The organism is Plantactinospora sp. DSM 117369, from assembly GCF_053764795.1.
This window is the reverse complement of sequence record NZ_CM132446.1, coordinates 5852845-5878253: the sequence shown is the minus strand read 5'-3', so window position 1 is coordinate 5878253 and position 25409 is coordinate 5852845. Positions and strand designations below refer to the sequence as shown.

General features: G+C 73.4%; 1 protein-coding gene and 1 pseudogene. Both read left to right on the top strand.

The annotated features are described in order from the left end of the window. The first annotated feature begins 41 nt into the window (after positions 1–41). A complete protein-coding gene (locus tag ACSMXO_RS25530; protein ID WP_455414086.1) occupies positions 42–13451 on the top strand; it encodes a type I polyketide synthase in 13410 nt (4469 codons plus the stop codon). A gap of 96 nt (positions 13452–13547) precedes the next feature. Beyond that, a pseudogene (locus tag ACSMXO_RS25525) lies at positions 13548–25370 on the top strand (SDR family NAD(P)-dependent oxidoreductase); the annotation flags it as partial. Positions 25371–25409 lie beyond the last annotated feature (39 nt).

The following is a 25409-nucleotide window of genomic DNA, read 5'->3' as shown; positions in this document are numbered from 1 at the left end:
CGATCCCGCGACTACCGGGTCTCCAGGGAGTGATCAATTTGGTGAACGACGAAACGCTTGTCGACTACCTGAAGCGGGTTACCGCGGACCTGAAGCGGACCCGGCAGCGCCTGTTCGAACTCGAGTCGGCGGGCGCCGAGCCGATCGCGATCGTCGGCATGGCGTGCCGGTTCCCGGGCGGAGTCACGTCGCCCGAGCAGCTGTGGGACCTGGTCCACGCGGGGCGCGACGCGATCTCGGCGTTCCCGGACGACCGGCACTGGCAGACCGGGCACCTGTCCGACACGGTCCACCAGGAGGGCGGCTTCCTCTACGACGCGGCCGAGTTCGACGCCGGGTTCTTCGGCATCTCGCCGCGCGAGGCGCTGGCCATGGACCCGCAGCAGCGGCTCCTCCTGGAGACCTCGTGGGAGGCGTTGGAGCGGGCGGGCATCGATCCCACCGCTCTGCGGGGCAGCGACGGCGGCGTCTTCGTCGGCATGACCGACCAACGGTACGGTCCCCGCGACGAGGAGGCGCTCCGGGAGGTCGAGGGGCACGTCCTCACCGGGACCATCAGCAGCGTCGCGTCCGGCCGGATCGCCTACACGCTGGGCCTCGAGGGTCCGGCCATCACCGTCGACACCGCCTGCTCGTCGTCGCTGGTGGCCGTACACCTGGCGGTACGCGCGCTGCGGGCGCGGGAGTGCGGGTTCGCACTCGCCGGTGGCGCTGCCGTGATGGCCAACACCGAGCTGTTTGCCGACTTCGGGACGCAGGGCGGGATGGCCGGCGACGGCAGGTGCAAGGCGTTCGCCGCCGCCGCGGACGGCACCGGTTGGGGCGAGGGGGTCGGCGTACTGCTCCTGGAGCGGCTCGACGACGCCCGGCGCGCGGGACACCCGGTACTCGGTGTCGTGCGCGGCAGCGCGGTCAACTCCGACGGGGCCTCGAACGGCCTGACCGCGCCGAACGGGCCGTCCCAGCAGCGGGTGATCCGCCAGGCACTGGCCGACGCCCGGCTCGGCGCTGGCCAGGTCGACGCGGTCGAGGCGCACGGTACCGGCACCCGGCTGGGCGATCCGGTCGAGGCGCAGGCGCTGATCGAGACGTACGGGCGGGACCGTCCCGCCGACCAGCCGTTGTGGCTCGGGTCGGTCAAGTCCAACATCGGGCACACCCAGGCGGCGGCGGGGATCGCCGGCATCATCAAGATGGTGATGGCGATGCGCCACGGCGTACTGCCCGCCACGCTGCACGTCGACGAGCCGAGCCCGCGGGTGGACTGGTCGGCCGGTGCCGTCCGGCTGCTGACCGAGGAGCGGGCGTGGCCGGCGGACCGGCGACGCCGCTCCGCCGTGTCGTCGTTCGGCATCAGCGGCACCAACGCCCACGTGATCCTGGAGCAGACGGAGCCCGCCGACAACGACGCCGAGACCGTCCAGAACGCCGGGACAGTCCGGGAGACCGGTCCGGCGGACGACGAGCCCGCTGGACCGATCCCGTGGTTGGTGTCCGCCCGTGGCGAGTCGGCGTTGCGCGCCCAGGCGCAACAGCTGCACCGGTTCGCCGAGGACGACCCCGAGGTACGCCCGCTCGACCTGGCGATGTCGCTGGCCACCACCCGGGCTCACCTCGGCCACCGTGCGGTGGTCCTGGCCGGCGACCGCGAGCAGCTTCTGGGCGGGCTGGCGGCGTTGGCTTCGGGCCAGGCGGATCCGCGGGTCGTGCACGGCCGGACCAGGCCGGTGACCACCGTCGCGTTCCTGTTCAGCGGGTTGGGCACGCAGCGCGTCGGGATGGGCCGGGAACTGTACCGGGCGTACCCGGTGTTCGCCGCCGCGTTCGACGAGGTGTGCGCGGGAATCGACCCGCTGATCGCCGCCCCGCTGGCGGACGTCGTGCTCGGTGGGCTCGAGGTCGACGGCACCCCGCTGCTCGACCAGACGGTATACACGGTCCCCGCACTGTTCGCCGTCGAGGTGGCGCTGTTCCGCCTGCTCGAACACTGGGGGGTCAGGCCCGACTTCGTCCTCGGTCACTCCACCGGCGAGTTGAGTGCCGCGTACGTCGCCGGGGTGCTGTCGCTCGAGCACGCCTGCCAACTGGTGGCCGCCCGGGGCCGCCTGATGCAGTCCGTGCCGCCCGGCGGCGCGGCGATCGCCGTCGACGTGCCGTTCGACGAGTTGCCGGCCGTCTTTGCCGAGGCGGGCACCGGTGACGAGGTGACCATCGCCGCGCTCAACGGGCCCCGGTCGATCGTCCTGTCCGGGGAGGAGGACACGGTCGGGCGGGTGTCCGAGGCGTGCCTCCGGCGTGGGTACCGGGTCCGGCGGTTGCGCATCGCGGTCGCGGTGCACAGCGCCCGGATGGAGCCGGTGCTGGGCCGACTCCGGGTGGCCGCCGAGGCGTTGGACTTCCACGAGCCGCGCGTCCCGATCGTGTCCACGCTGACCGGTGCCCTGGTCGGGGGCGACGTAATCGGGTCGCCGGACTACTGGGTCCGCCAGCTCCGCGAGACGGTGCGTTTCAGCGACGGAATCCGCTGCCTGGCCGAGAACGGCGTCACGATGTGCCTGGAACTCGGGCCTGGCGGCACGCTCACCGCGATGGCCCGCGACTGCCTGGACGGCACCATCGACGAGGTCGCCCTGAGCGCCGCGATGCAGAACGACCGGCACGAGCCGACCGCGCTCCTCGCGGCGCTGGCCGAGCTGCACGTGCGTGGCGTGCCGGTAGGCTGGGACGCCATCCTCGCCGACCGGGGCGGGCGGCGGGTCGCGCTGCCCACCTACCCGTTCCAGCGGCAGCGGTACTGGCTGCCGGCGCTCGTGCCGGCCCGGGGCGGCGGGGACACGACGGATGCCGCCGGGCCGGGTGCCGCCGGGCCGGGGACGGCGGAGGCGTCCGTTGCCGACCGGCCCGCGCTGCTGCCCCGCTCCGGACCGGAGATCGACGGACCCGACCGACGTTCGTTCGTCGCCCGGGACCCGGCCGAGTTGGACGACCGTCTGCTGACGCTGGTCCGCACCCACGCCGCCGGGGTACTGGGGCACCTCACGGTGGACGAGCTGTACCCGGACCGGTCGTTCCGCGAACTGGGGTTCGATTCACTGATCGCCGTACGGTTCCGTGACCGGCTCGCCAACGAGACCGGGCTGCCGCTACCGACGACGCTGGTCTTCGACCATCCGACGCCGCTCGCGGTCGTCCGGTACCTGCGTGACGGGTTGCTCGGCGCCGACGACGTTCCGGCGGCCCCGGCGCCGTCCGCCGCGTCCACCGACGACCCGGTCGTGATTGTCGGCGTGGGCTGCCGGTACCCGGGGGCGGACGACCCGGAGGCGTTCTGGAAGCTGCTGGCGTCGGCCGGTGAGGGACTCAGCGCCTTCCCGACCGACCGGCACTGGGACCTGCCCGAGCTACGTCGGGACGGCTCGTTGGCGCTGGTCGGCGGCTTCCTGCCGGATGCCGCCGACTTCGACGCCGACTTCTTCGGCATCTCGCCGCGCGAGGCGCTCGCGATGGACCCGCAGCAGCGGCTGCTGCTGGAGACGTCGTGGGAGGCGCTGGAACGGACCGGGATCGACCCGACGACCCTGCGGGGCAGCCGTACCGGGATCTTCGCCGGGGTGGCGGGCTCGGACTACGGCGAGGCGCTGTCGGGTACGGACGAAGCCGACGGCTACATGATGACGGGGACGGCGGCCAGCGTCGTCTCCGGTCGTGTCGCGTACGCGATGGGGCTGGAGGGACCGGCGGTCACCGTGGACACCGCCTGCTCCTCGTCGCTGGTCGCCCTGCACCTCGCCGCGCGGTCGCTGCGCGGCGGCGAATGCGACCTGGCGCTGGCCGCGGGCGTGGCCGTGCTCTCCACGCCACGCGGTTTCGTGGACTTCTCCCACCAGAACGGCCTGGCGGCCGACGGGCGGTGCAAGTCGTTCGCTGACGCGGCCGACGGAACCGGCTGGTCGGAGGGCGTGGGCGTCGTGGTGGTCGAGCGGCTCTCCGACGCTCGCCGCAACGGACACGAAGTGCTCGCCGTGGTCCGGGGCAGCGCGGTCAACTCCGACGGCGCCTCGAACGGGCTGACCGCGCCGAACGGGCCGTCCCAGCAGCGGGTCATCCGACAGGCGCTGGCCGACGCGGGACTCGGGCCTGGCCAGGTGGACGTGGTCGAGGCGCACGGCACCGGCACGAGTCTCGGCGACCCGATCGAGGCGCAGGCGCTGCTGGCGACGTACGGCCGGGACCGTGCGGCCGACCTCCCGCTGTGGCTGGGATCGGTGAAGTCGAACATCGGCCACACCGGTGCCGCCGCCGGCGTCGCCGGGGTGATCAAAATGGTCCTGGCGATCGCGCACAACCGGCTCCCGCAGACCCTCCACGTCGATCGGCCCACCCCGAAGGTCGACTGGGCAGCGGGGAACGTGCGGCTGCTGACCGAGGCCAGGGACTGGCCCGCGAACGGGCGACCCCGCCGGGCCGGGATCTCGTCCTTCGGCGTCAGCGGTACCAACGCGCACGTAGTGATCGAGGAGCCACCCGCCCCGGCCCCCGAGCCGGCGACGGCCGGTCCGGACGGTGCCCCCGCCGGTCAGGAGGACGCGAAAGAACCCGTCGCCGGTCCGGACGGCCCCTGGCCCTGGGTGATCTCAGCGCGTTCGGCCGAGGCGCTGTGCGCCCAGGCCGCCCGGCTCGCCACGGACCTTACCGCCCGCGCGGAGTTGCCGGCTGCGGACATCGGCCGGGCGCTACTCACCTCCCGGGCGCTGTTCGAGCACCGCGCGGTCGTGATCGGCCGGGACGCCGACACGCTGCTCGCCGGCGTGCGCGCGGTAGCCGCCGGCGAACCGCACGCCAGCGTCACGACGGGCGTGGCGGGCCCAGCCGGCCGGGGACCGGTGTGGGTATTCTCCGGGCAGGGCACGCAGTGGAGCGGCATGGCCGTCGAACTGCTGGACACCTCTCCGGTCTTCGCCACCCGCTGGGCGCAGTGCGAGGCGGCGCTCGCCCCCTTCATCGACTGGTCACCGACGGCGGTCGTCCGGGGCGATCCGGACGCCCCGACGCTGGGCCGCAACGACGTGATCCAGACGGTGCTGTTCGCGATGACCGTGTCGCTGGCCGAACTGTGGCGCTCGCACGGCGTGGTGCCGGCGGCGGTGGTCGGACAGTCCCAGGGCGAGATAGCCGCAGCCTGTGTCGCCGGTGCGCTCTCGCTGGACGACGGTGCCCGGGTGGTGGCACTACGCGCGCGTGCGCTGGACGCCATCACCGGCGAAGGCGCCATGGTATCCCTGTCGGCCCCGCTGCCCGAGGTGGAGCAGTGGTTGGGACGTTGGGACGGTCGGGTGTCGGTGGCCGTGGTCAACGGTCCCTCGGCGGTCGTGGTAGCCGGCGAGTCGGCGGCGCTGGACGAGGTGATGACCGAGGCGGCGAGACGCGACATCCGTGCCCGACACATCGTGGACTACGCGTCGCACACGCCGCAGGTCGAAGGCGTCCGCGACGAGCTGCTCGCGGTGCTGGAGCCGGTCCGCCCGGTGCCGCCCCGGGTACCCTTCTTCTCGACGCTGAACGGCGACTGGCTGAACGACTCGGGTCTCGACGCCGACTACTGGTACCGCAACCTGCGCGAGCCGGTGCGCCTGGACCGTGCCGTCGCCGGCCTGGTGGAGCACGGGTACCGGACATTCGTCGAGGTCAGCCCGCATCCGGTCCTCACCGGGCCGATAGTCGAGACGGCCGAGCAGTCCGGCGCGGCGGCGGTGGCGGTGGGCACCCTGCGACGTGACGACGGTGGCCTGGACCGATTGCTGACCTCGCTCGCCGAGCTGCACGTGTCGGGTGTCGGGGTGGACTGGTCGGTGTGTTACGCGGGCGGCCGACCGACGCCGGTACGGCTACCGACGTACGCGTTCCAGCGTCGCCGTTTCTGGCCGGAGAACCCGCCGTCCCGCGGTCGGGCCGACCAGGCGGACGACGAGTTCTGGCACGCCGTCGACCGGGAGGACCTCGCCGCGCTGGCCGGCACGCTCGGTCTGGCCGATCCGGAGCCGCTGCGCGGTGCGCTACCGGCGATGTCGACCTGGCGACGCCGCCGACGGACACGGTCGGTCGCGGACTCGTGGCGGTACCGGATCGTGTGGCGTCGCGCCACCCAGGACGCCCAGGACCCCCCGGGCAACCTGGACGGTACCTGGCTCGTCGTCGTACCGGCCCGGCTCCGGGACGATCCCGGGGTCACCGGCACCGTCGAGGTGATGCGCGAACGGGCTGCCGACGTGGCGCTACTTGTTCTGGACGACAGTGACGCCGAAGAGACCGAGGCGTACGGAATCAAGGCGACCGAGGCGCGGGACACCGAGGCCCGGGGGACCGAGGCGCAGGACGGATGCGATGGCGGCGTCGCCCGGCTCACCGCCCGGATCCTGGCCTCGGTACCGGACGACGGGCGACTCGCGGGAGTGTTTTCCCTGGCCGCGCTGGACACCACCGGGCACCCCACCCGGCCGGTGGTACCGGTCGGGCTGGCGCTGACTCTCGCACTGCTGAACGCGCTCGGCGCGGCCGCCGTCGACGCCCCCCTGTGGTGCGCCACCCGGGGAGCGGTGGGTACGCCCGAGGACGACGCCCCGACCAGCCCGCCGCAGGCCGCGGCCTGGGCGTTGGGGCGGGTCGCCGCGCTGGAACATTCGGACCGCTGGGGCGGACTGGTCGACCTGCCCGCGACGATGGATCCGTCGGCCGCGGACCGGCTGGTCGCCGTGCTGGCCGGATCGGATGGCGAGGACCAGGTCGCGGTGCGCCCGGGTGGGGTGTACGTACGGAGGCTGCTCCGCGCGCCGGGAACGGGCCGCGACGACTGGCGCCCGCGCGGCACCGTCGTCGTCACCGGCGGCACCGGGGCGTTGGGTGGGCACGCCGCCCGCTGGCTGGCACGGCTCGGCGCGGAACGGCTGGTGCTGATCAGCCGGCGTGGGCCGGCGAGCCCCGGTGCCCGGGAGCTGGCCGCCGAGCTGACCGAACTGGGCGCCCGGGTCAGCGTGCTGGCGTGCGACCTGACCGACCCGGAGGCGGCGGCGGCGCTCGTCGCCGGCGTGCAGCGTGACGGCGAGCTCATCCGGGCGGTGATCCACACCGCCGGGGCCCCTGCGGGCGGGCCGCTGCTGGTGACCACCCTCGCCGACATGGCCACCGTGTTCGAGGGCAAGGTGGCCGGCATCGAGCACCTGGAGGCGTCACTCCACCCCGGGCAGCTCGACATCGCTGTCTACTACTCGTCCATCTCGGCGACCTGGGGAGCGGGCGATCACGGGGTCTACGCGGCCGCCAACGCCGTACTCGACGCCCGTGCCGAGCGGCGGCGCGCCGACGGGTACCCGACGCTGTCGGTGGCCTGGAGCCCGTGGGCGGGCGGCGGAATGGTCGACGACCCGGCGTACGACTCGCTGGCCCGCAAGGGACTGCCGCGGGTCGACCCGGCCGTGGCCATCGCCGGCCTGGGTCAACTGCTCGCCGACGACGAGACGACCTCGTTGCTGGCCGAGGTGTACTGGGACAGGTTCGTCCCGCAGTTCACCATCAGTCGGCCGACACACCTGCTGGACGAGCTGCCCGAGGCGTACCCGGACACGGAGCCCGTGTCGGCCGCGGGCGGTGCCGAGGCCGGCTCGTCGGCGCTGGTCCGACGACTGGTGGACCTGCCCGAGGGGCAGCGTGTACGCGCGCTGCGCGATCTGGTGCGGGAACACGTCGCGGTGGTTCTCGGACATCAGCCGGACGCCCTCGACCCGGCCCGGTCATTCAGAGACCTGGGATTCGACTCGATGACCGCGGTGGAACTGCGTAACGGGTTGAGTAAGCTGGCCGGTCGTCGACTGCCCGCGACGATGGCGTTCGACCACCCCACGCTGACCGCGCTCGCCGACTTCCTCGGCCGCGAACTGTTCGGCGACCGGAAGCCGGCGGTGGCCGTCGGACCGGTCGGGACGGTCGACCACTCCGACCCGCTGGTGATCGTCGCGATGTCCTGCCGGTTCCCCGGCGGCATCGCCTCGGCCGAGGACCTGTGGCGGGCGGTACGCGACGAGGTCGACCTGACCACGTCGTTCCCCACCGACCGGGGCTGGCCGCTGGACCAGTTGCTGGACGCCGACCCGGACAAACCCGCGCGCAGTTACGTCGACCGGGGCGGGTTCCTGGATGGCGCGGCCTCCTTCGACGCCGGTCACTTCGGCATCTCCCACCGCGAGGCACTGGCCATGGATCCGCAGCAGCGGCTGCTGCTGGAGACGTCGTGGGAGGCGCTTGAGCGGGCCGGTGTCGACCCGAAGTCGCTGCGGGGCACGCGGACCGGCGTATACGTCGGCATGACCGACCAGGCGTACGGCAGCCGGTTGCGTGATGTCGGCGAGGACATGGAGGGCTACCTCGTCATCACCTCGACCAGTGTGGCGTCGGGCCGCGTCGCGTACACGTTCGGACTCGAGGGTCCTGCCCTGACGGTCGACACCGCCTGCTCGTCCTCGCTGGTCGCGCTGCACCTCGCCGGACAGGCCCTGCGCGCTGGCGACTGCGACCTGGCCCTGGTCGGCGGGGTCATGGTGATGTCGGACCCGACGACGTTCCTCGCGTTCAGCCGGCAGCGCGGACTCGCGCGGGACGGCCGGTGCAAGTCGTTCGCCGCCGCCGCCGACGGCTTCGCCCTCGCCGAGGGCGTCGGTGTGCTCGTGCTGGAACGAATGTCGGACGCGCGGCGGCTGGGCCACCCGATGCTCGCCGTGCTGCGCGGCAGCTCGGTCAACTCCGACGGTGCGTCCAACGGCCTGACCGCGCCGAACGGGCCGGCACAGGAGCGGGTGATCCGGCAGGCGTTGGCCGACGCCGGGATCACCGCCGCCGATGTGGACGTCGTGGAGGCGCACGGCACCGGCACCACCCTCGGCGATCCGATCGAGGCGCAGGCGATCCTGGCGACGTACGGGGCCGCGCGCCCCGTGGAGAACCCGCTGTGGCTGGGGTCGGTCAAGTCCAACATCGGACATCCACAGGCCGCCGCCGGAATCGCCGGCGTGATCAAGACGATCATGGCGATGCGGCATGGACTGATGCCCAGGACGCTGCACGTGGACGAGCCGACGCCGCACGTGGACTGGTCGGCCGGCGCGGTCAACCTGCTGACCCGGTCCCGGGACTGGTCGCCGGCCGCCGGGCCGCGCCGGGCCGGCGTGTCGTCGTTCGGGATCAGCGGTACCAACGCGCATGTGATCCTGGAGGAGGCGCCGGACGGGGACACCGATGACGCCGGGCGCGCACCGGACGGGATGGGACTCGCGGGAGGCTCTCCGGTTCCGCTGGTCGTCTCGGCGCGTACCGACGCGGGGCTGCGGGCACAGGCTCGGCAGCTGGTCGCCCGGCTCGACGAGGAACCGACCGGCCGGGTCGTGGATCTGGCCTGGTCGCTGGCGACCACCCGAACCGTGCTGAACCGATCCGCCGTGCTGGTGGAGGCGGACCGGGACGAGTTGCGGGAGAGCCTGACCACGCTGTCCACCGCCGACGGGACCGGTGTTCCGGTGGATGGCCCGGTCGAGGGCGAACTGGCGATCCTGTTCACCGGGCAGGGCGCCCAACGGCCGGGCATGGGCCGGCGACTGTACGACGCGGTGCCGGTGTTCGCGGCGGCGTTCGACGAGGTGTGCCGTGAGCTGGATCCGTATCTGGGGCAACCGCTCGCGGAGGTGGTGTTCGCCGAGCCGGGCTCGGTCGAGGCCGCCCTGCTGGACCGGACGGACTACACCCAGGCAGCGCTGTTCGCCGTCGAGGTGGCCACGTTCCGCACCCTCGAACACTGGGGCGTGCGGCCCGCGTTCCTGCTCGGGCACTCGATCGGTGAGCTGGTCGCCGGGTACGTCGCCGGCGTCTGGTCGCTGCCGGACGCGGCTCGGGTAGTGGCCGCCCGGGGCCGGCTCATGCAGGCCCTGCCGCCCGGCGGGGCGATGGTGGCCGTCGCGACAGACGAGAACCGGGTGCGACAGGAACTCGCCGGCCACACCGGCCAGGTCGCCGTCGCGGCAGTCAACGGCCCGTCGTCGGTGGTGATATCGGGGCCCGAGCCGGCCGTCATGGAGATCGCCGCCGAGTTCGCCGCGTCCGGTGTACGTACCCGTCGACTGGCGGTTAGCCACGCGTTCCACTCGCCGCTGATGGAGCCCATGCTGGCCGAGTTCGCCGAGGTCCTGTCCGGCGTCGCGTACGCCACGCCGGTGCTGCCGGTGGTGTCGAACGTGACCGGCGAGCCGGCCACGGCCGAACAACTCTGCCAGCCGGCGTACTGGGTGGAGCAGGTACGCCACGAGGTGCGGTTCGCCGCCGGCGTTTCGGCCCTCCGGGCACTGGGCGTGGCCACCTTCCTGGAGGTGGGGCCGGACGGGGTGCTGACGGCGATGGCCGCCGAGACCGTGGCGGCCTCGGGTGACCCGGCCGGGCGGTCGGCCTGCGTCGCCACGATGCGCCGGAACGCGGACGAGTCGCGTACCGTGCTGGCCGCCGTCGGGCGGGTACACGTCCGGCACGGGGGCGTCGACTGGTCGGCCGTGTTCGCCGGCAGCGGGGCCCGGCGGGTGGATCTGCCCACTTACCCGTTCCAGCACGAGCGGTTCTGGCTGCGGGCACCGCACGGGTCGGCCGACCTGTCGGCCGTCGGGCTCAGTGAGACCGGGCATCCGCTGCTCGGCGCCGGTGTGGACCTGCCGGAACTCGGCGGGTTCCTGTTCAGCGGCCGACTGCCGGCGTCGTCACTGGCCGGTGGCCCGGCGGACGCGTCCGGGTTGGTACTGGAGCTGGCGCTGTGGACCGGCTGGCGGATGGGCCGTACGCAGATCGCCGAGCTGGTCGAGCGTGCCCCGATCGTCGCGGTGGACGACGTGGACGTGCGACTCCAGGTGGTGGTGGCCGCGCCGGACGAGCGGGGCGGTCGGGCCCTCACCGTGCACTACCGGTCCGAGGACGCGGACTCGTCGCCATGGACCTGCGCGGCTGTGGGCGCCCTGGCACCCGGTGCGCCGTCCACGGCCGACGTCTCGGTTGACTGGCTGCCGGCGGGCACCACGGCCGACGCCACCGGTGGTCCGGCTGTCGGGCCCGACCGGGTCTGGCAGGGCGACGGCGCGTTCTTCGCCGAACTGGCGCTGCCCGAGGAACCATCCGGCGAGGCGGACCGGTACGCCGTACACCCGGGGCTGCTCGCCGGACTGGCGCGGCTTGCGGCGACCGCCGACCGGCTGTCCGGCCGGCCCGAGCGGATTCCGGAGACCTGGGCCGGGGCGACACTGCACGCCAGCGGCGCCACGGTGCTACGGGTACGCCTGAGCCCGGACGACGCCGACGGATACGCCGTCGATGCCGTCGACGTCGACGGTCTTCCGGTGCTGTCGGTGCGGCGGCTGGCCATGCGTGCGGTACCCGTCGACCGGCCGGTCCCGGCACGGCCTGTGGAGCTGCCCGACTCGCTGTACCGGTTGACGTGGACCGCGCTGCCGTCCGGGGCGGCCACGCCACCGGCCGGAGACTGGGCTGTCGTCGGTTCCCCCGGCGTCCGTGGCGAATATCTGGCCGATGCGTTGGCCAGCGCGCTCCACGCCGCCGTGCCGACCGTGCCCGGCCTCGCCGCGCTGCACCGAGCGAAGGACCGAGACGCGCCGGCACCACGGGTCGTGGTGGTCGCCGTCGACACCGCGCCCGGCGGGCTCGTCGACTCGGTGCGGCACACCACCCACCGGACGCTCGCCCTGGTCCAGTCCGCGCTCGCCGACGACCGGCTGTCCGATTCCTGGTTCGTGATGGTGACCAGGGGCGCGACCGGAGCCGGGACGGCACCATCGGGCCCGGACCCGGCCCAGGCCGCAGCGTGGGCCCTGATGCAGTCGGCGCAGGAGGAGACCCCGGACCGGTTCGTCCTGGTGGACCTCGACGACCGGGACGGCGGGGCGGATCTGCTGGCCGGGGCGGTCGCTGCCGCACTGGCCCAGGCCGAGCCGCAGGTCGCGGTACGCGACGGTGTGGTGCTGGTGCCGAGGTTGGTGCCCGCCCACGCGGCACCGAACGGGCTTCCGCCAGCGCCGACGACGGCGCCGGTGGCGGCGACCGGAACCGTACTCGTCACCGGGGCCACCGGCGCGATCGGCCAGCTTGTGGCCCGGCACCTCGCCACCGCGCACCAGTTCGGCCACCTGCTTCTGCTGAGCCGGCAGGGCGCCGACGCGCCCGGCGCCACGGATCTGCGTGACGATCTGGCGCGGGCCGGCGCGCGGGTCACCTTCGCCGCGTGCGACGTCGCCGACCGCGATGCCCTGGCGGCGGTCCTCGACACGGTTCCGGCGGAGTATCCGCTCGTCGCGGTGGTCCACGTTGCCGGGGTGGTCGACGACGGGGTGGTCGGCACGCTCACCCCGGACCAGGTCGACACCGCGATGCGGCCGAAGGTGGACGGGGCGGTACACCTGCACGAGCTGACCGCGCACCTTGGCCTGTCCCGGTTCGTCCTGTTCTCCTCGGCGGTGGGAGTGCTCGGCGGTGCCGGCCAGGCCAACTACGCCGCAGCCAACGCGTTCCTCGCCGCCCTGGCCCGTCGACGTGCCGGTGCGGGACTGCCCGGCACCGCGCTCGCCTGGGGCCTGTGGGGGACGACGGGTGGGATGGTCGGGGAGCTGTCCGAGGTGCACCTCCGCCGGATGACGAAGTCCGGCGTGGTCGCCTTCACCGCCGAGCACGCCATGGCGCACTTCGACGCGGCCTGGGAGCGGGCCGACGCGGTGCTGGTGCCGGTGCGGTTCGACCTGGCCGTACTGGCGGGCCGGGGCGGCGACGGATCGTTGCCGGCGGCGCTGCGTGGTCTGGTTCGTGCCGACGTCAGGCGGGTCGTGGCCGGCGACGGAAAACCCGCCGGGGAGTCCCTACTCCAGCAACTCGCCGGTCGGCACGACGAGGAGCGGAGGGAGATACTGGTCAACCTGGTTCGGACACGTGCGGCGGCCGTCGTCGGCCACCGCACGCCGAACGAACTTGATCCGGGGCAGTCGTTCCGGGACCTGGGGTTCGACTCGTTGACCGCGGTGGAGCTGCGTAACGGCCTGGCCGCGGCAACCGGCTTGTCCCTACCGGCCGCGCTGGTCTTCGACCACCCGACGCCCACGGCGCTGGCCGAGTATCTCGACGCCCGGATCCTGACCAAGCTCGGCGGCCCCCGGTTGCCGGTACTCGTCCAGCTCGACCGCCTGGAGGCCGCCCTGGCTGGTATGGCGCCCGACGACGGCCTGCGGGCCCGGGTCGGGGGCCGGCTCCGCGACCTGGTCGCCTGGTGGGACAAGCCGGCCGACGACACCGACGCCGACGTCTCCGACCGGCTCGGCGATGCCAGCGACCAGGAATTGTTCGAGTTCATCCGTAGCGAGCTCGGGCGTGACTGATGGGCCACCGAGTTCCGTTCCGCAGTGCATCACGGCGACGATCCGGGAGTAACGCGAATGGCGAGTGAGACGGAGCTTCGGGACTACCTGAAGTGGGTTACCGCGGACCTGCACCGGACTCGCCAGCAACTGGCGAAGCTGGAGTCGCGCGAGACCGAACCGATTGCCATCGTCGGCATGGCCTGCCGCTATCCCGGCGGGGTGCGCTCGCCGGAGGACCTGTGGCGGCTCGTGCTGACCGAGCGGGACGTGATCCAGGCGTTCCCGACCGATCGTGGCTGGGATCTGGATCGTCTCTACGACCCGGACCCCGAACGAGTCGGCACCTGCTACGTCCGCGAGGCCGGGTTCCTCGATGACGTGTCCGGGTTCGACGCCGCCTTCTTCGGGATCTCACCGCGCGAGGCGGTGGCGATGGACCCGCAGCAGCGCCTGCTGTTGGAGTCGTCGTGGGAGGCGTTCGAACGGGCCCGGTTCGATGTGACGTCCCTGCGCGGGAGCCGTACCGGCGTCTACGTCGGTCTGTCCCAACTGGACTACAGCGTACTGCTGGCCAACTCGGTCGACGGCGTGGACATGTACGCCGGGACCGGCAGCTCCAACAGCGTCCTGTCCGGCCGGATTTCGTACACGCTGGGCCTGGAGGGGCCGGCGGTCACGGTGGACACCGCGTGCTCCTCGTCCCTGGTGGCGCTGCACCTGGCCGCCCAGGCACTGCGCAGCGGCGAATGCGACCTGGCCCTTGCCGGCGGGGCGACGGTGATGTCCACGCCGGCCGTACTGACCGCGCTGTCGCGGCAGCGCGCGCTCGCCCCGGACGGGCGGTCCAAGGCGTTCGCCGCCTCGGCCGACGGGGCCGGGTGGAGCGAGGGCGTCGGGGTGCTGCTCGTCGAGCGGCTCTCCGACGCGGTCCGCCAGGGCCATCGGATCCTGGCCGTACTGCGGGGCAGCGCGGTCAACCAGGACGGGGCGTCCAACGGGCTCACCGCGCCGAGCGGCCCGGCACAGCAGCGGGTGATCCGGGAGGCGCTGGCCGCCGCCGGGCTGTCCCCGGCGGAAGTGGACGCGGTGGAGGCGCACGGTACCGGGACCAGGCTCGGCGACCCGATCGAGGCGGAGGCGCTGCTGGCCACGTACGGGCAGGCCCGGCCGACGGACCAGCCGCTGTGGCTGGGGTCGCTCAAGTCGAACATCGGCCACAGCCAGGCCGCCGCGGGCGTCGGTGGTGTCATCAAGATGGTGATGGCGATGCGCCACGGGGTCCTGCCGAAGACGTTGCACGCGGCCGAGAGGTCGCCGTTCATCGACTGGTCCAGCGGCGCGGTCGAGTTGTTGACCGAGGCGCGACCGTGGCCGGACGCCGACCGGGCCCGCCGCGCCGCCGTGTCGTCGTTCGGCATCAGCGGCACCAACGCACACGTGATTCTGGAACACACCCCCGAACCGGCCGGGACCGCCGCTCCGGCACCACGGCCGGAGCCGCCGGTCCGGGTACCGTGGCTGCTCGCCGCCCGTACCGAGTCGGCGCTGCGCGAGCAGGCCCGCCGGTTGTCGGCGCACCTGCGGGAGCGACCGGACCTGGGCACGGCCGACGTGGCCCAGTCGCTGGCCGACACCCGGACCCGGTTCGAGCATCGTGCGGTCCTGCTGGGTGGCGATTCCGACGACTTCCTCGCGAGCCTGGACGCGCTCGCCGACGACCGTCCGGCACCGGACGTGCTCCGGGCCGTGGCCGTTCCCGGCCGGGTGGCGTTCGTCTTCCCCGGTCAGGGTCCGCAGTGGCCCGGCATGGGCCGGGAACTACTCGAGTCGTCGGCCGTCTTCGCCGAGACCGCTCAGGAGTGCGCCAGCGCGATCGAGCGGTTCGTCGACTGGTCCGTCCTGGACGTGCTGCGTGGTGACCCGGCCGCGGCGCCGCTGGAGCGGGTCGACGTCGTCCAGCCGGTCCTGTTCACCATGATGGTGTCGCTGGCCGCCCTCTGGGGCTCGCACGGCGTACGCCCGGCCGCCGTGGTCGGCCACTCCCAGGGCGAGATCGCGGCCGCGTACGTCGCCGGCGGACTGTCCCTGGCGGACGCGGCGCGGGTGGTGGCCCTGCGTAGCCGTGCCTGGCTCGCTCTCGCCGGACGGGGTGCGATGGCCAGCGTGATGCTGCCGGCCGGCGAGGTCAGGCGCCTGCTCGCGAACTGGACGGGACGGCTGTCGCTGGCGGCGGTCAACAGCCCGGGCATGTGCTCGGTCGCGGGCGACCCGGACGCGTGCGACGAGTTCGTCGCCCGGTGTGCGGCCGACGGCATCCGGGCACGGCGGATCCCGGGCGTGGACACCGCCGGACACTCGGCACACGTGGACGCGATGCGCGCCCGGTTGCTCGCCGAGTTGGCCCCGGTCACACCGCGCACCGGATCGATCCCGTTCTACTCCACCGTCACCGGCAGCCGGCTGGACACCGTGGGACTGGACGCCGGGTACTGGTACCGCAACATGCGCGAGCCGGTGGCCTTCGAGCCGGCGGTACGGGCTCTGCTCGCCGCCGAACACCGGCTGTTCATCGAGGTCAGCGCTCATCCGGTACTGACCGGGGCGGTGCAGGAGACCACCGAGGAAGGCGACGTCGACGCGTCGGTGTCCGGCACCCTGCGTCGGGGTGAGGGCGGTCCGGACCGGATGCTCACCGCGTTGGGCCAGGCCGGCGCGGGCGGGATAGGGGTGGACTGGTCGACGGTACTGCCCGCAGGCGGCCGTCAGGTGGACCTGCCCACCTATCCGTTCCAACGTGACCGGTACTGGATCCGGACCAGGCCGTCGCCCGGGGACGTGACGGCGATCGGACTCACCTCGGTGGACCATTCGCTGCTCGGCGCGCTGGTGCCGATGGCCGACGGTGACGGGGTGGTGCTCACCGGCCGGATCAGCCTCGGTACGCACCCGTGGCTGTCCGGCCATGCCCTCTCCGGCCAGGTCGTGTTTCCCGGCACCGGGCTGGTCGAGCTGGCGGTCGTCGCCGGCGACCAGGTCGGCAGCGGCCGGGTCGAGGAGCTGACTCTGCATACGCCGCTGATCGTGCCGAAAAGCGGCGCGGTTGTCGTACAGGTGCGGGTGGAGGCGCCCGACGAGGCGGGCCTGCGGGCGCTGAGTGTGTCCTCGCGGGCTGACGACGAGAGCATGGACCTGGTGTGGGTACGGCACGCCTCCGGGGCGGTGGGTCCACGACGGTCGGGCGACCCGACCACGGTCCCCGCCCAGTGGCCACCCGTGCAGGCGGTCGCGGTCGATGTCGGCGGCCTGTACGACCGGCTCGACGAGATCGGCTACCAGTACGGACCGCAGTTCCGTGGTCTGGCCGCCGCGTGGCGCCACGAGAACGAGGTGTACGCCGACGTGCTGCTGCCCGAGGAGCACCACGCCGAGGCGGCGGGTTTCCGCCTGCACCCGGCGCTGTTCGACGCGGCGCTGCACTCGATGTTTGTGCTGGGTACCGGCCAGACCGACGTCCGGCTGCCGTTCTCGTGGACCGGGGTGGAGTTGCACGGCACCGGTGCCACCGCGCTGCGGGTGCGGATCACCCGGCACGGCGACACGTTCACGCTGCTCCTGATGGACGGCACCGGCGCGCCGGTCGCCGACGTCGAGGCGCTGGTCGTACGCCCGCTGGGCGTTAGCGGCCCGCTGGCCGCCCGGCGGGACCTGCTCTACCGGGTGGACTGGCGCCCGGCTCCGGCGGCCGGGACCGGGACCGCGCCGCGCTGCGTGGTCCTCGGTACGGCCGGGTCACGGCTGGCCGACACGCTGCCGGGCAGCACCGTGGTGGCCGATCTGGCGGAGTTGGACGCGCTGCTGGGGCGCACCGACCCGGACGGGATGCCCGAGGCGGTCGTGTACCCGGTCCCCGCGCGGGTCGAACCCGACGACGGCGACCCGGACAACCGGGCGTGGGGGCCCGTACCGGCGATCCTGCCGGTGCTTCAGAGCTGGTTGTCCGACGAGCGGCGCGGCCATACCCGTCTCGTCGTGGTGACCGAGGGGGCGGTGGCGGTACGGACCGGCGAGGACCTACCGGATGTCGCCGCCGCCGGGGTGTGGGGCCTGGTGCGTTCGGCGCAGTCGGAGCATCCGGGCAGGTTTGTTCTGGTCGACCTCGACGGCGGGGACGAGACCGCCGGGGCGCTCGGCGCGGTGCTGGCCGGGGGAGAGGAACAGTCCGCCATCCGCGCCGGGACGGTGCTGGTACCACGGCTGGTCCGCTGGGACCGGGACGCGGTGGTGCTGCCCCCGACGGACGAGCCGACCTGGCGCCTGGAGAGTACCCGGCCCGGCACGCTCGACGGCCTCGACCTGGTGCCGTACCCGCAGGCCCGCGAGCCGTTGCGGAAGCGGCAGGTACGCGTCGCCATCCACGCCGCCGGGATCAACTTCAAGGACGTCGTGGTGGCCCTGAACCTGGTACCGGGGCTGACCGGCCTCGGTGGCGAGGTGGCCGGGGTAATCACCGAGACCGGTCCGGAGGTCACCGGGTTGACCGTGGGCGACAGGGTGATGGGCCTGTGCGCCGAGACGTTCGGTCCGGTCGAGGTCACCGACGAGCGGCTGCTCGTCCGGATACCGGCAGATTGGTCGTTCGCGCAGGCCGCCGCCGTCCCGGTCGCGTACCTCACCGCGTACTACGGTCTGGTCGACCTGGCCGGTTTGCACGCCGGGGAGGCTGTGCTGATCCATGCGGCGGCCGGCGGCGTAGGCACCGCGGCCGTCCAGCTGGCACGCCACCTCGGCGCGGACGTGTACGGCACGGCCAGCCCGCCGAAGTGGGGTGTCCTGCGGGACAACGGCGTGCCCGACGACCACCTGGCGAACTCCCGTACCCTCGATTTCGAGCACCGTTTCCGCGAGTCCACCGGTGGCCGGGGTGTCGACGTCGTGCTCGACTGCCTGGCCGGTGAGTTCGTCGACGCGGGTCTGCGGCTGTTGCCCAGGGGCGGGCGCTTCCTGGAGATGGGCAAGACCGACAAGCGTGATCCCGACGCCGTGGCCGCCCGGTACCCCGGTGTGCGGTACCAGGCGTACGACCTACCGGAGGCCGGGCCGGACCGTATCCACGAGATGCTGCTGGCGATCGTCGAACTTTTCGGACAGGGCGTACTGCGACATCCACCCGCGACCACCTGGGACATCCGGCGGGCACGCGAGGCGTTCCGCGCGCTCAGCCAGGCGCGGCTGGTCGGCAAAGCCGTGCTGACGTTCCCGCCCGATCCCTGGCCAACCGGGGCGACGGTCCTGGTCACCGGGGGAACCGGCACCCTCGGCTCGTTGGTCGCCCGGCATCTGGTGTCCGCGCACGGGGTCACCAGCCTCGTGCTCACCAGCCGGCGTGGACTCGACTCCCCGGGCGCCGCCGAGCTGGTCGAGGAGCTGACCGCCGCCGGTGCCCGGGTGGTCGTCGAGGCCTGCGACGTGGCCGACCGCACGGCGCTCGCCCGGGTGCTCGACACGATCCCGCCGGACGCCCCGCTGCGCGGTGTGGTACACACCGCCGGGGCGCTCGACGACGGGCTGATCGAGTCGCTGACCCCGGAACGGATCGAGCGGGTGTTCCGGCCGAAGGTCCTCGGCGCGCTCAACCTGCACGAGCTGACCAGCCATCTCGAACTGTCCGCGTTCGTGTTGTTCTCGTCGGCGGCGGGCACGATGGGCGCACCGGGCCAGGGCAACTACGCCGCCGCCAACACGATGCTCGACGCGTTGGCCCAGTGGCGGCGTGCCCGTGGCCAGACCGGACTCGCCCTGGCCTGGGGCTTCTGGGAGCAGCGCAGCGAGATGTCCGAGCACCTGGACGAGCGCGACATGCGGCGGTACCGGCGCGGCGGCGTGCTTCCGATCGCCAGCGACGAGGGACTGGCGCTGTTCGACGACGCCGTCCGGTCCGGTGAGGCCGCGGTCGTCCCGATCCGGCTCGACGTGACCGGTCTCGCCGGCCAGACGGCGGTGCCGCCGCCGATGCTGCGCGCGCTGGTACGGCCGACGGTCCGGCGGGCGGCGAACACCGCGTCCGGCGGCGGGGACGGGTCGCTGCGGCAGCGGCTGACCGCGCTGACCGACACCGAACGTAACCGGATCCTGCTGCGACTGATCCGCGAGCACGTGGCCGCGGTGCTCGGTCACTCCGATGCCGACTCGGTCCACACCGCCAAGCCCTTCAAGGACCTGGGGTTCGACTCGCTGACCGCCGTCGAGCTCCGTAACCGGCTGGCGTCAGCCACCGGCCTGCGGCTGCCGGTGAGCCTGGTCTTCGACCACCCGAGCCCTGTCCACCTGGCCCGGCTCCTGTACGCCGAACTCGTGGGCGACCCCGGTACGGCGGAGCCGGACAGGGCCGCGCCGACACCGGCGCCATCGGTGGACGGTGACCCGCTCGTGATCGTCGGCATGGCCTGCCGGTACCCGGGTGGCGTGACCTCTCCGGAGGATCTGTGGAACCTGGTGGTCGAGGAGCGGGACGAGATCTCGGTCTTCCCCGCCGACCGTGGCTGGGAGATCCCGGTCGGTGCCCTTGGCGCAGCCGGGAACCCGGCGCCACAGCAGGGCGGCTTCGTCCGCGACGCGGCCGGGTTCGACGCCGCCTTCTTCGGCATCACCCCGCGCGAGGCGCTGACCATGGACCCGCAGCAGCGGCTGCTGCTGGAGATCTCGTGGGAGGCCGTGGAGCGGGCCGGCATCGATCCGACCTCGCTGCGCGGCAGTCGTACCGGTGTGTTCGTCGGCGCCTCCACGCAGGGCTACGCGGCGCTGTTCGGGCGTGGCTCGGAGACCATCGCCGGGTACGGCGTGACCAGCGCGGCGACCAGCGTGGTGTCCGGTCGGGTGTCGTACGTGCTGGGCCTGGAAGGTCCTGCGGTCACGATCGACACCGCCTGCTCCTCGTCGCTGGTGGCGCTGCACACGGCGGCGCAGTCGCTGCGCAACGGGGAGTGCGACCTGGCCCTGGCCGGCGGTGTGGCCATCATGGCCAGCCCGTTTCTGTTCGACGACTTCGCCAAGCAAGGCGGCTTGGCGCCGGACGGCCGGTGCAAGGCGTTCGCCGGTGCGGCGGACGGCACGGGCTGGTCGGAGGGGGCCGGTCTGGTGCTGATCGAGCGGCTCTCCGACGCCCGACGCAACGACCATCCCGTACTGGCGGTACTGCGTGGCTCGGCGATCAACCAGGACGGTGCCTCGAACGGGTTGACCGCGCCCAGCGGGCCGTCGCAGCAGCGGGTGATCCGCCAGGCACTCGCGAACGCCGGGCTGGCCACGGCCGACGTCGACCTGGTGGAGGCGCACGGCACCGGTACCCGGCTCGGCGATCCGATCGAGGCGCAGGCGGTGCTCGCCACGTACGGACAGGACCGGCCCGCCGACGATCCGTTGTGGCTGGGCTCGCTCAAGTCGAACATCGGTCATGCCCAGGCCGCGGCCGGGGTCGGCGGCGTCATCAAGGTCGTACAGGCGATCCGGCACGGGCTGCTGCCGCGCACCCTGCACGTCGACGAGCCGACGCCCCAGGTGGACTGGACGTCCGGCGCGGTCGAACTGCTGGTCGAGGCACGGGAGTGGCCGGACCGTGACCGGCCGCGACGGGCGGCGGTGTCCTCGTTCGGCATCAGCGGGACCAACGCCCACGTGATCCTGGAGCAGCCGGCGGAGCCGGTACCGGCCCCGCCCGTGGCCGACGGCTCGGTACTGCCGGTGCAGCCGTGGCTGATCAGCGGGGCGGACGAGGCCGGGATGCGGGCCCAGGCGGGGCGGCTGTTGGCGTACCTGGAGGAGCACCAGAACTGGGAAACGCGCGACGTCGGGTACTCGCTTGCCGCCAGCCGCGCCGCCCTCGGCGAGCGGGCGGCGGTGCTGGTCCGGGACCGGGCGGACGCGTTGGCCGGTCTGGCCGTGCTCGCCGGCGCACCGGCCGCGGCGGCGTCGCCCGGGGTTCGTCCGACGCCACCAGCGGGTACCCCCGGGGCTGGCGAGGCGACCGGGCCGGTGACCCTGCGCGGTTCCGCCGGCGACGGCAGGCTCGCGGTGCTGTTCTCCGGTCAGGGTGCGCAGCGGCCCGGCATGGGGCGGGAACTGTACGACACGTTCCCGGTGTTCGCCACGGCGTTCGACGCTGTCTGCGCGTACCTCGACCAGAGCCTGGACCGGCCGCTGCGCGACGTGGTGTTCGCGGCCGAAGATCCCGAGGCCGCCGACGAGCTGAACCGGACCGGCTACACCCAGGCGGCCCTGTTCGCCGTGGAGGTGGCCCTGTACCGGCTCGTCGAGTCGTGGGGCGTACGCCCCGACTACCTGCTCGGTCACTCGGTGGGCGAGATCTCGGCGGCGCACGTCGCCGGGGCGCTCTCGCTGCCTGACGCCTGCGCGCTCGTGGCCGCACGGGGACGGTTGATGCAGGCCCTGCCCAGCGGCGGCGCGATGCTGGCGGTCGACGCCGACGAGGCCACTGCGGTTCACGCGTTGGCCGAGGTGCCGGACGGTGCGCCGGCGGTGGGCGTGGCGGCGGTCAACGGCCCCTCCTCGGTCGTACTGTCCGGACCGGACGAGCAGGTGGCCCGGGTGGAGGCACACCTGGCAGCCGCCGGGTACCGCACCCGGCGGCTGACCGTCAGCCATGCCTTCCACTCGTCGCTGATGGAGCCGATGCTCGCCGAGTTCGCGACGGTCGTCGCCGGGCTGTCGATCGGGCGGCCACGGATGCCGGTGGTGTCCAACGTGACCGGCGCCATCGCCGACGCCGACGAGATCCGCACCCCCGGGTACTGGGTGCGGCACGCGCGTGAGGCGGTGCGTTTCGCCGACGGGGTGGCCACCCTGGCCGCCGAGGGCGTCAGCACCCTGGTCGAGTTGGGGCCGGACGCGGTGCTCGCCGCACTGGCCCAGGACACCCTCGCCGCGGGCGGTACGCGGGCAGTCTGCGTACCGGCGCTGCGCCGGGGGCGTCCGGAGGCGGAGTCACTGCTGACCGCCGTGACCTCGGTACACCTGTGGGGCGTTGCGGTGGACTGGCGGGCCGTGTTCGCCGGCAGCGGCGCGGTCCGGGTCGACCTGCCGTCGTACGCGTTCCAGCGGCGCGATTACTGGCCCGACACGGTGGCGACCGACCGGGGCGATCCCGCCACGGTGGGACTGCGGGACACCGGCCACCCGTTGCTGGGCGCGTGGGTCGAATCGGCCGGTCGCGACGAGGCAATGTTCACCGGCCGCCTGGCGACGACCGTACAGCGCTGGCTCTCCGGACACGTCGTACTGGGCACGGTTCTGTTCCCGGGCACCGGCTTTCTCGAACTCGCGCTCTCGGCCGGTGAGCGGATGGGCTGCGGCGTGCTGGAGGAGCTGGTCGTGCGGAGCCCGCTCGTCCTGCCCGAGCGGGGCGGGGTTCCGGTGCAGGTGTTGGTCGGAGGCCCGGACGGGTCCGGTCGCCGCCCGCTGACGGTGTACGCGCGGAGCGGGTCCGACGACACCTGGACGTCGTACGCGGAGGGCGTGGTGGCGGCGGAGAACGACCCGCCACCGCCGCCCGTGGTCGAGGTGTGGCCGCCGGCCGGTGCGGAACCGATCGACCTGACCGACTGCTACGACCGGTTCTCCGAGGCCGGGTTCGGCTATGGTACGGCGTTCCGTGGCCTGACGGCGGCGTGGCGTCGGGGCACGGAGGTGTTCGGCGAAGCGAGCCTGCCGCCCGAGGCGGCCGGCGGGGTCGACGGATTCGTCCTGCACCCGGCCCTTCTCGACGCCGCGCTGCACACCCTGGCCTTCCGACCGGTCACCGACGACGGCGCGGGCGACCCCCGGTTGCCGTTCGCGTGGCGTGGTGTCTCCGTCCACCGCCGGGGGGCCAGGTCGGTGCGGATCCGGCTGACCGAGATCGGGCCGGACACAGTCTCGGTGTCGATCTCCGACCCGGCCGGTCGCCCGATCGTGGCCGTGGCGGAACTGGCCCTGCGAAGGCTCTCCGGGGACCAGGTCAGGCGTCTCGGCGGCCGGCCGGTCTCGCTGTTCGGCGTCTCCTGGGCGCACGCCGCGGCGGGGCCGGTGACCGGGGCGGGCCGGTGGGCCGCCACGGGTGGAGTCGACCTCGGTGCGGACGCCCCGCCGGCTGGAATCTACCCGGACCTCGCCACCCTGCGCGGCGAACTCGACCGGGCCGAACCGGTACCCGACGTGGTTGTGGTGGCATGCGGCCTCGACAGCGGCGACGCGGCAGGAGCCGACGAGGCATCGGCGACGCGGGCGGCGGTGCGCCGGGCCCGCGACGTGATCCGGGAATGGCTCGACGACGACCGGCTGACCGAGTCATACCTGGTGCTCTGCACCCGGCGGGCGGTCGAGGCCCGTGACGGCGAGGGCGTACGCGACATGGCACACGCCGCCGTGTGGGGGCTGGCCCGCTCGGCGCAGTTGGAGAACCCGGGCCGGCTGGGTCTGATCGACCTCGACGACGATCCCAGCGCCGTCCGGGCCCTGCCCGGCGCGGTGGCGATGCTGCGTGCCGGCGACGAACCACAGGTCGCGATCCGCGACGGTGAACTCCTGGTACCCCGTCTGGTCCGGACCGCCGCGTCCGAACGGGCCGCGTCCGGGTGGCTGGGCACCGGGACGGTACTTGTCACCGGCGCCTCCGGCATGCTCGGTGGCCTGGTGGCCCGGCACCTGGTCGCCGAGCACGGGGTGCGGCACCTTATCCTGGCCAGCCGCCGGGGTGCGGACGCCCCCGCAGCGCGCGAGCTGGAGGACGCGCTGGTGGAAATGGGTGCCCATGTGCGTACCGTGAAGTGCGACGTGGCCGACCGGTCCGCGTTGCGCAAGACGCTGACCGAGGCGCCCGCCGGCCACCCGCTCTCCGCGGTCGTGCACGCCGCCGGCGTCGTGGACGACGGGTTGGTCGGCTCCCTCACCGACGACCAGATCGATCGGGTACTGCGGGCGAAGGTCGACGCGACCGTACACCTGGACCAGCTCACCGCCCATCTCGACCTCGCCGCCTTCGTGGTGTTCTCGTCGCTGGCCGGGACCCTGGGAGGCGCCGGGCAGGCCAACTACGCGGCGGCGAACGCGTTCGTCGACGCGCTGTGCCAACGGCGCCGGGCGGCGGGCAGACCGGCGCTCGCGCTCGGCTGGGGCCCCTGGGAGAACAGCGGCGGCATGACCGCGAAGCTCGCCGAGACCGACATCAAGCGGATCGCCCGTGCCGGATTCGTGCGGCTCGGGGCGGCGGACGGGCTGGACCTGTTCGACGCGGCCGGCGCCGTCGGTGCCGGGGTCGTGCTGCCGTTCCGGTTCGACGCCCGTGCCTTCCGCGCCTCCGGCGCCGTACCACCGGCGATGCTGCGCGGCCTGGTCCCGCCGGCACCAACGCCGCGCGACGGCGGCGGCGGTGACGCGGGCGGGCCGGAACTGCTCGACCGCCTACGTCGGATGCCCGAGGCCGAGCGCGATCAGGTTCTGGTCGATCTGGTACGGGCGGAGGCGGCGTCCGCCGCGGGCCTGCCGTCGATCGGCTCGGTACCCACGGGCAAGGCGTTCAAGAGCCTCGGCTTCGACTCGCTCATGGCGGTGGAACTGCGTAACCGCCTCAGCGTGATGACCGGCGTACGGCTACCGGCGACTCTGATCTTCGACCAGCCCACGCCGCTGGCCTTGGCCGGACATCTCGCCGCCCGGCTGGCGCTCGGCCCGGCCACGGGTGGAAATGCGGCGCTGACGGCGTTGCACGCGCTGGAGACATCCGTCGCGGAAATGACCGCCGTGGACGGTGACCGGGGCGTCCTGGCCGGCCGGCTCCGGACGCTGCTGACGAAGCTGGAGGCGGTCGACGCGCAGGTGGAGGGTGACCTCGACGCCGCGACCGCGGACGAGCTGATGGACCTGATCGGCGAGGAGTTCGGGTACTGAACGCGTTTTGGTGCCGGCACGTTGGTTCCCGTCACGAGC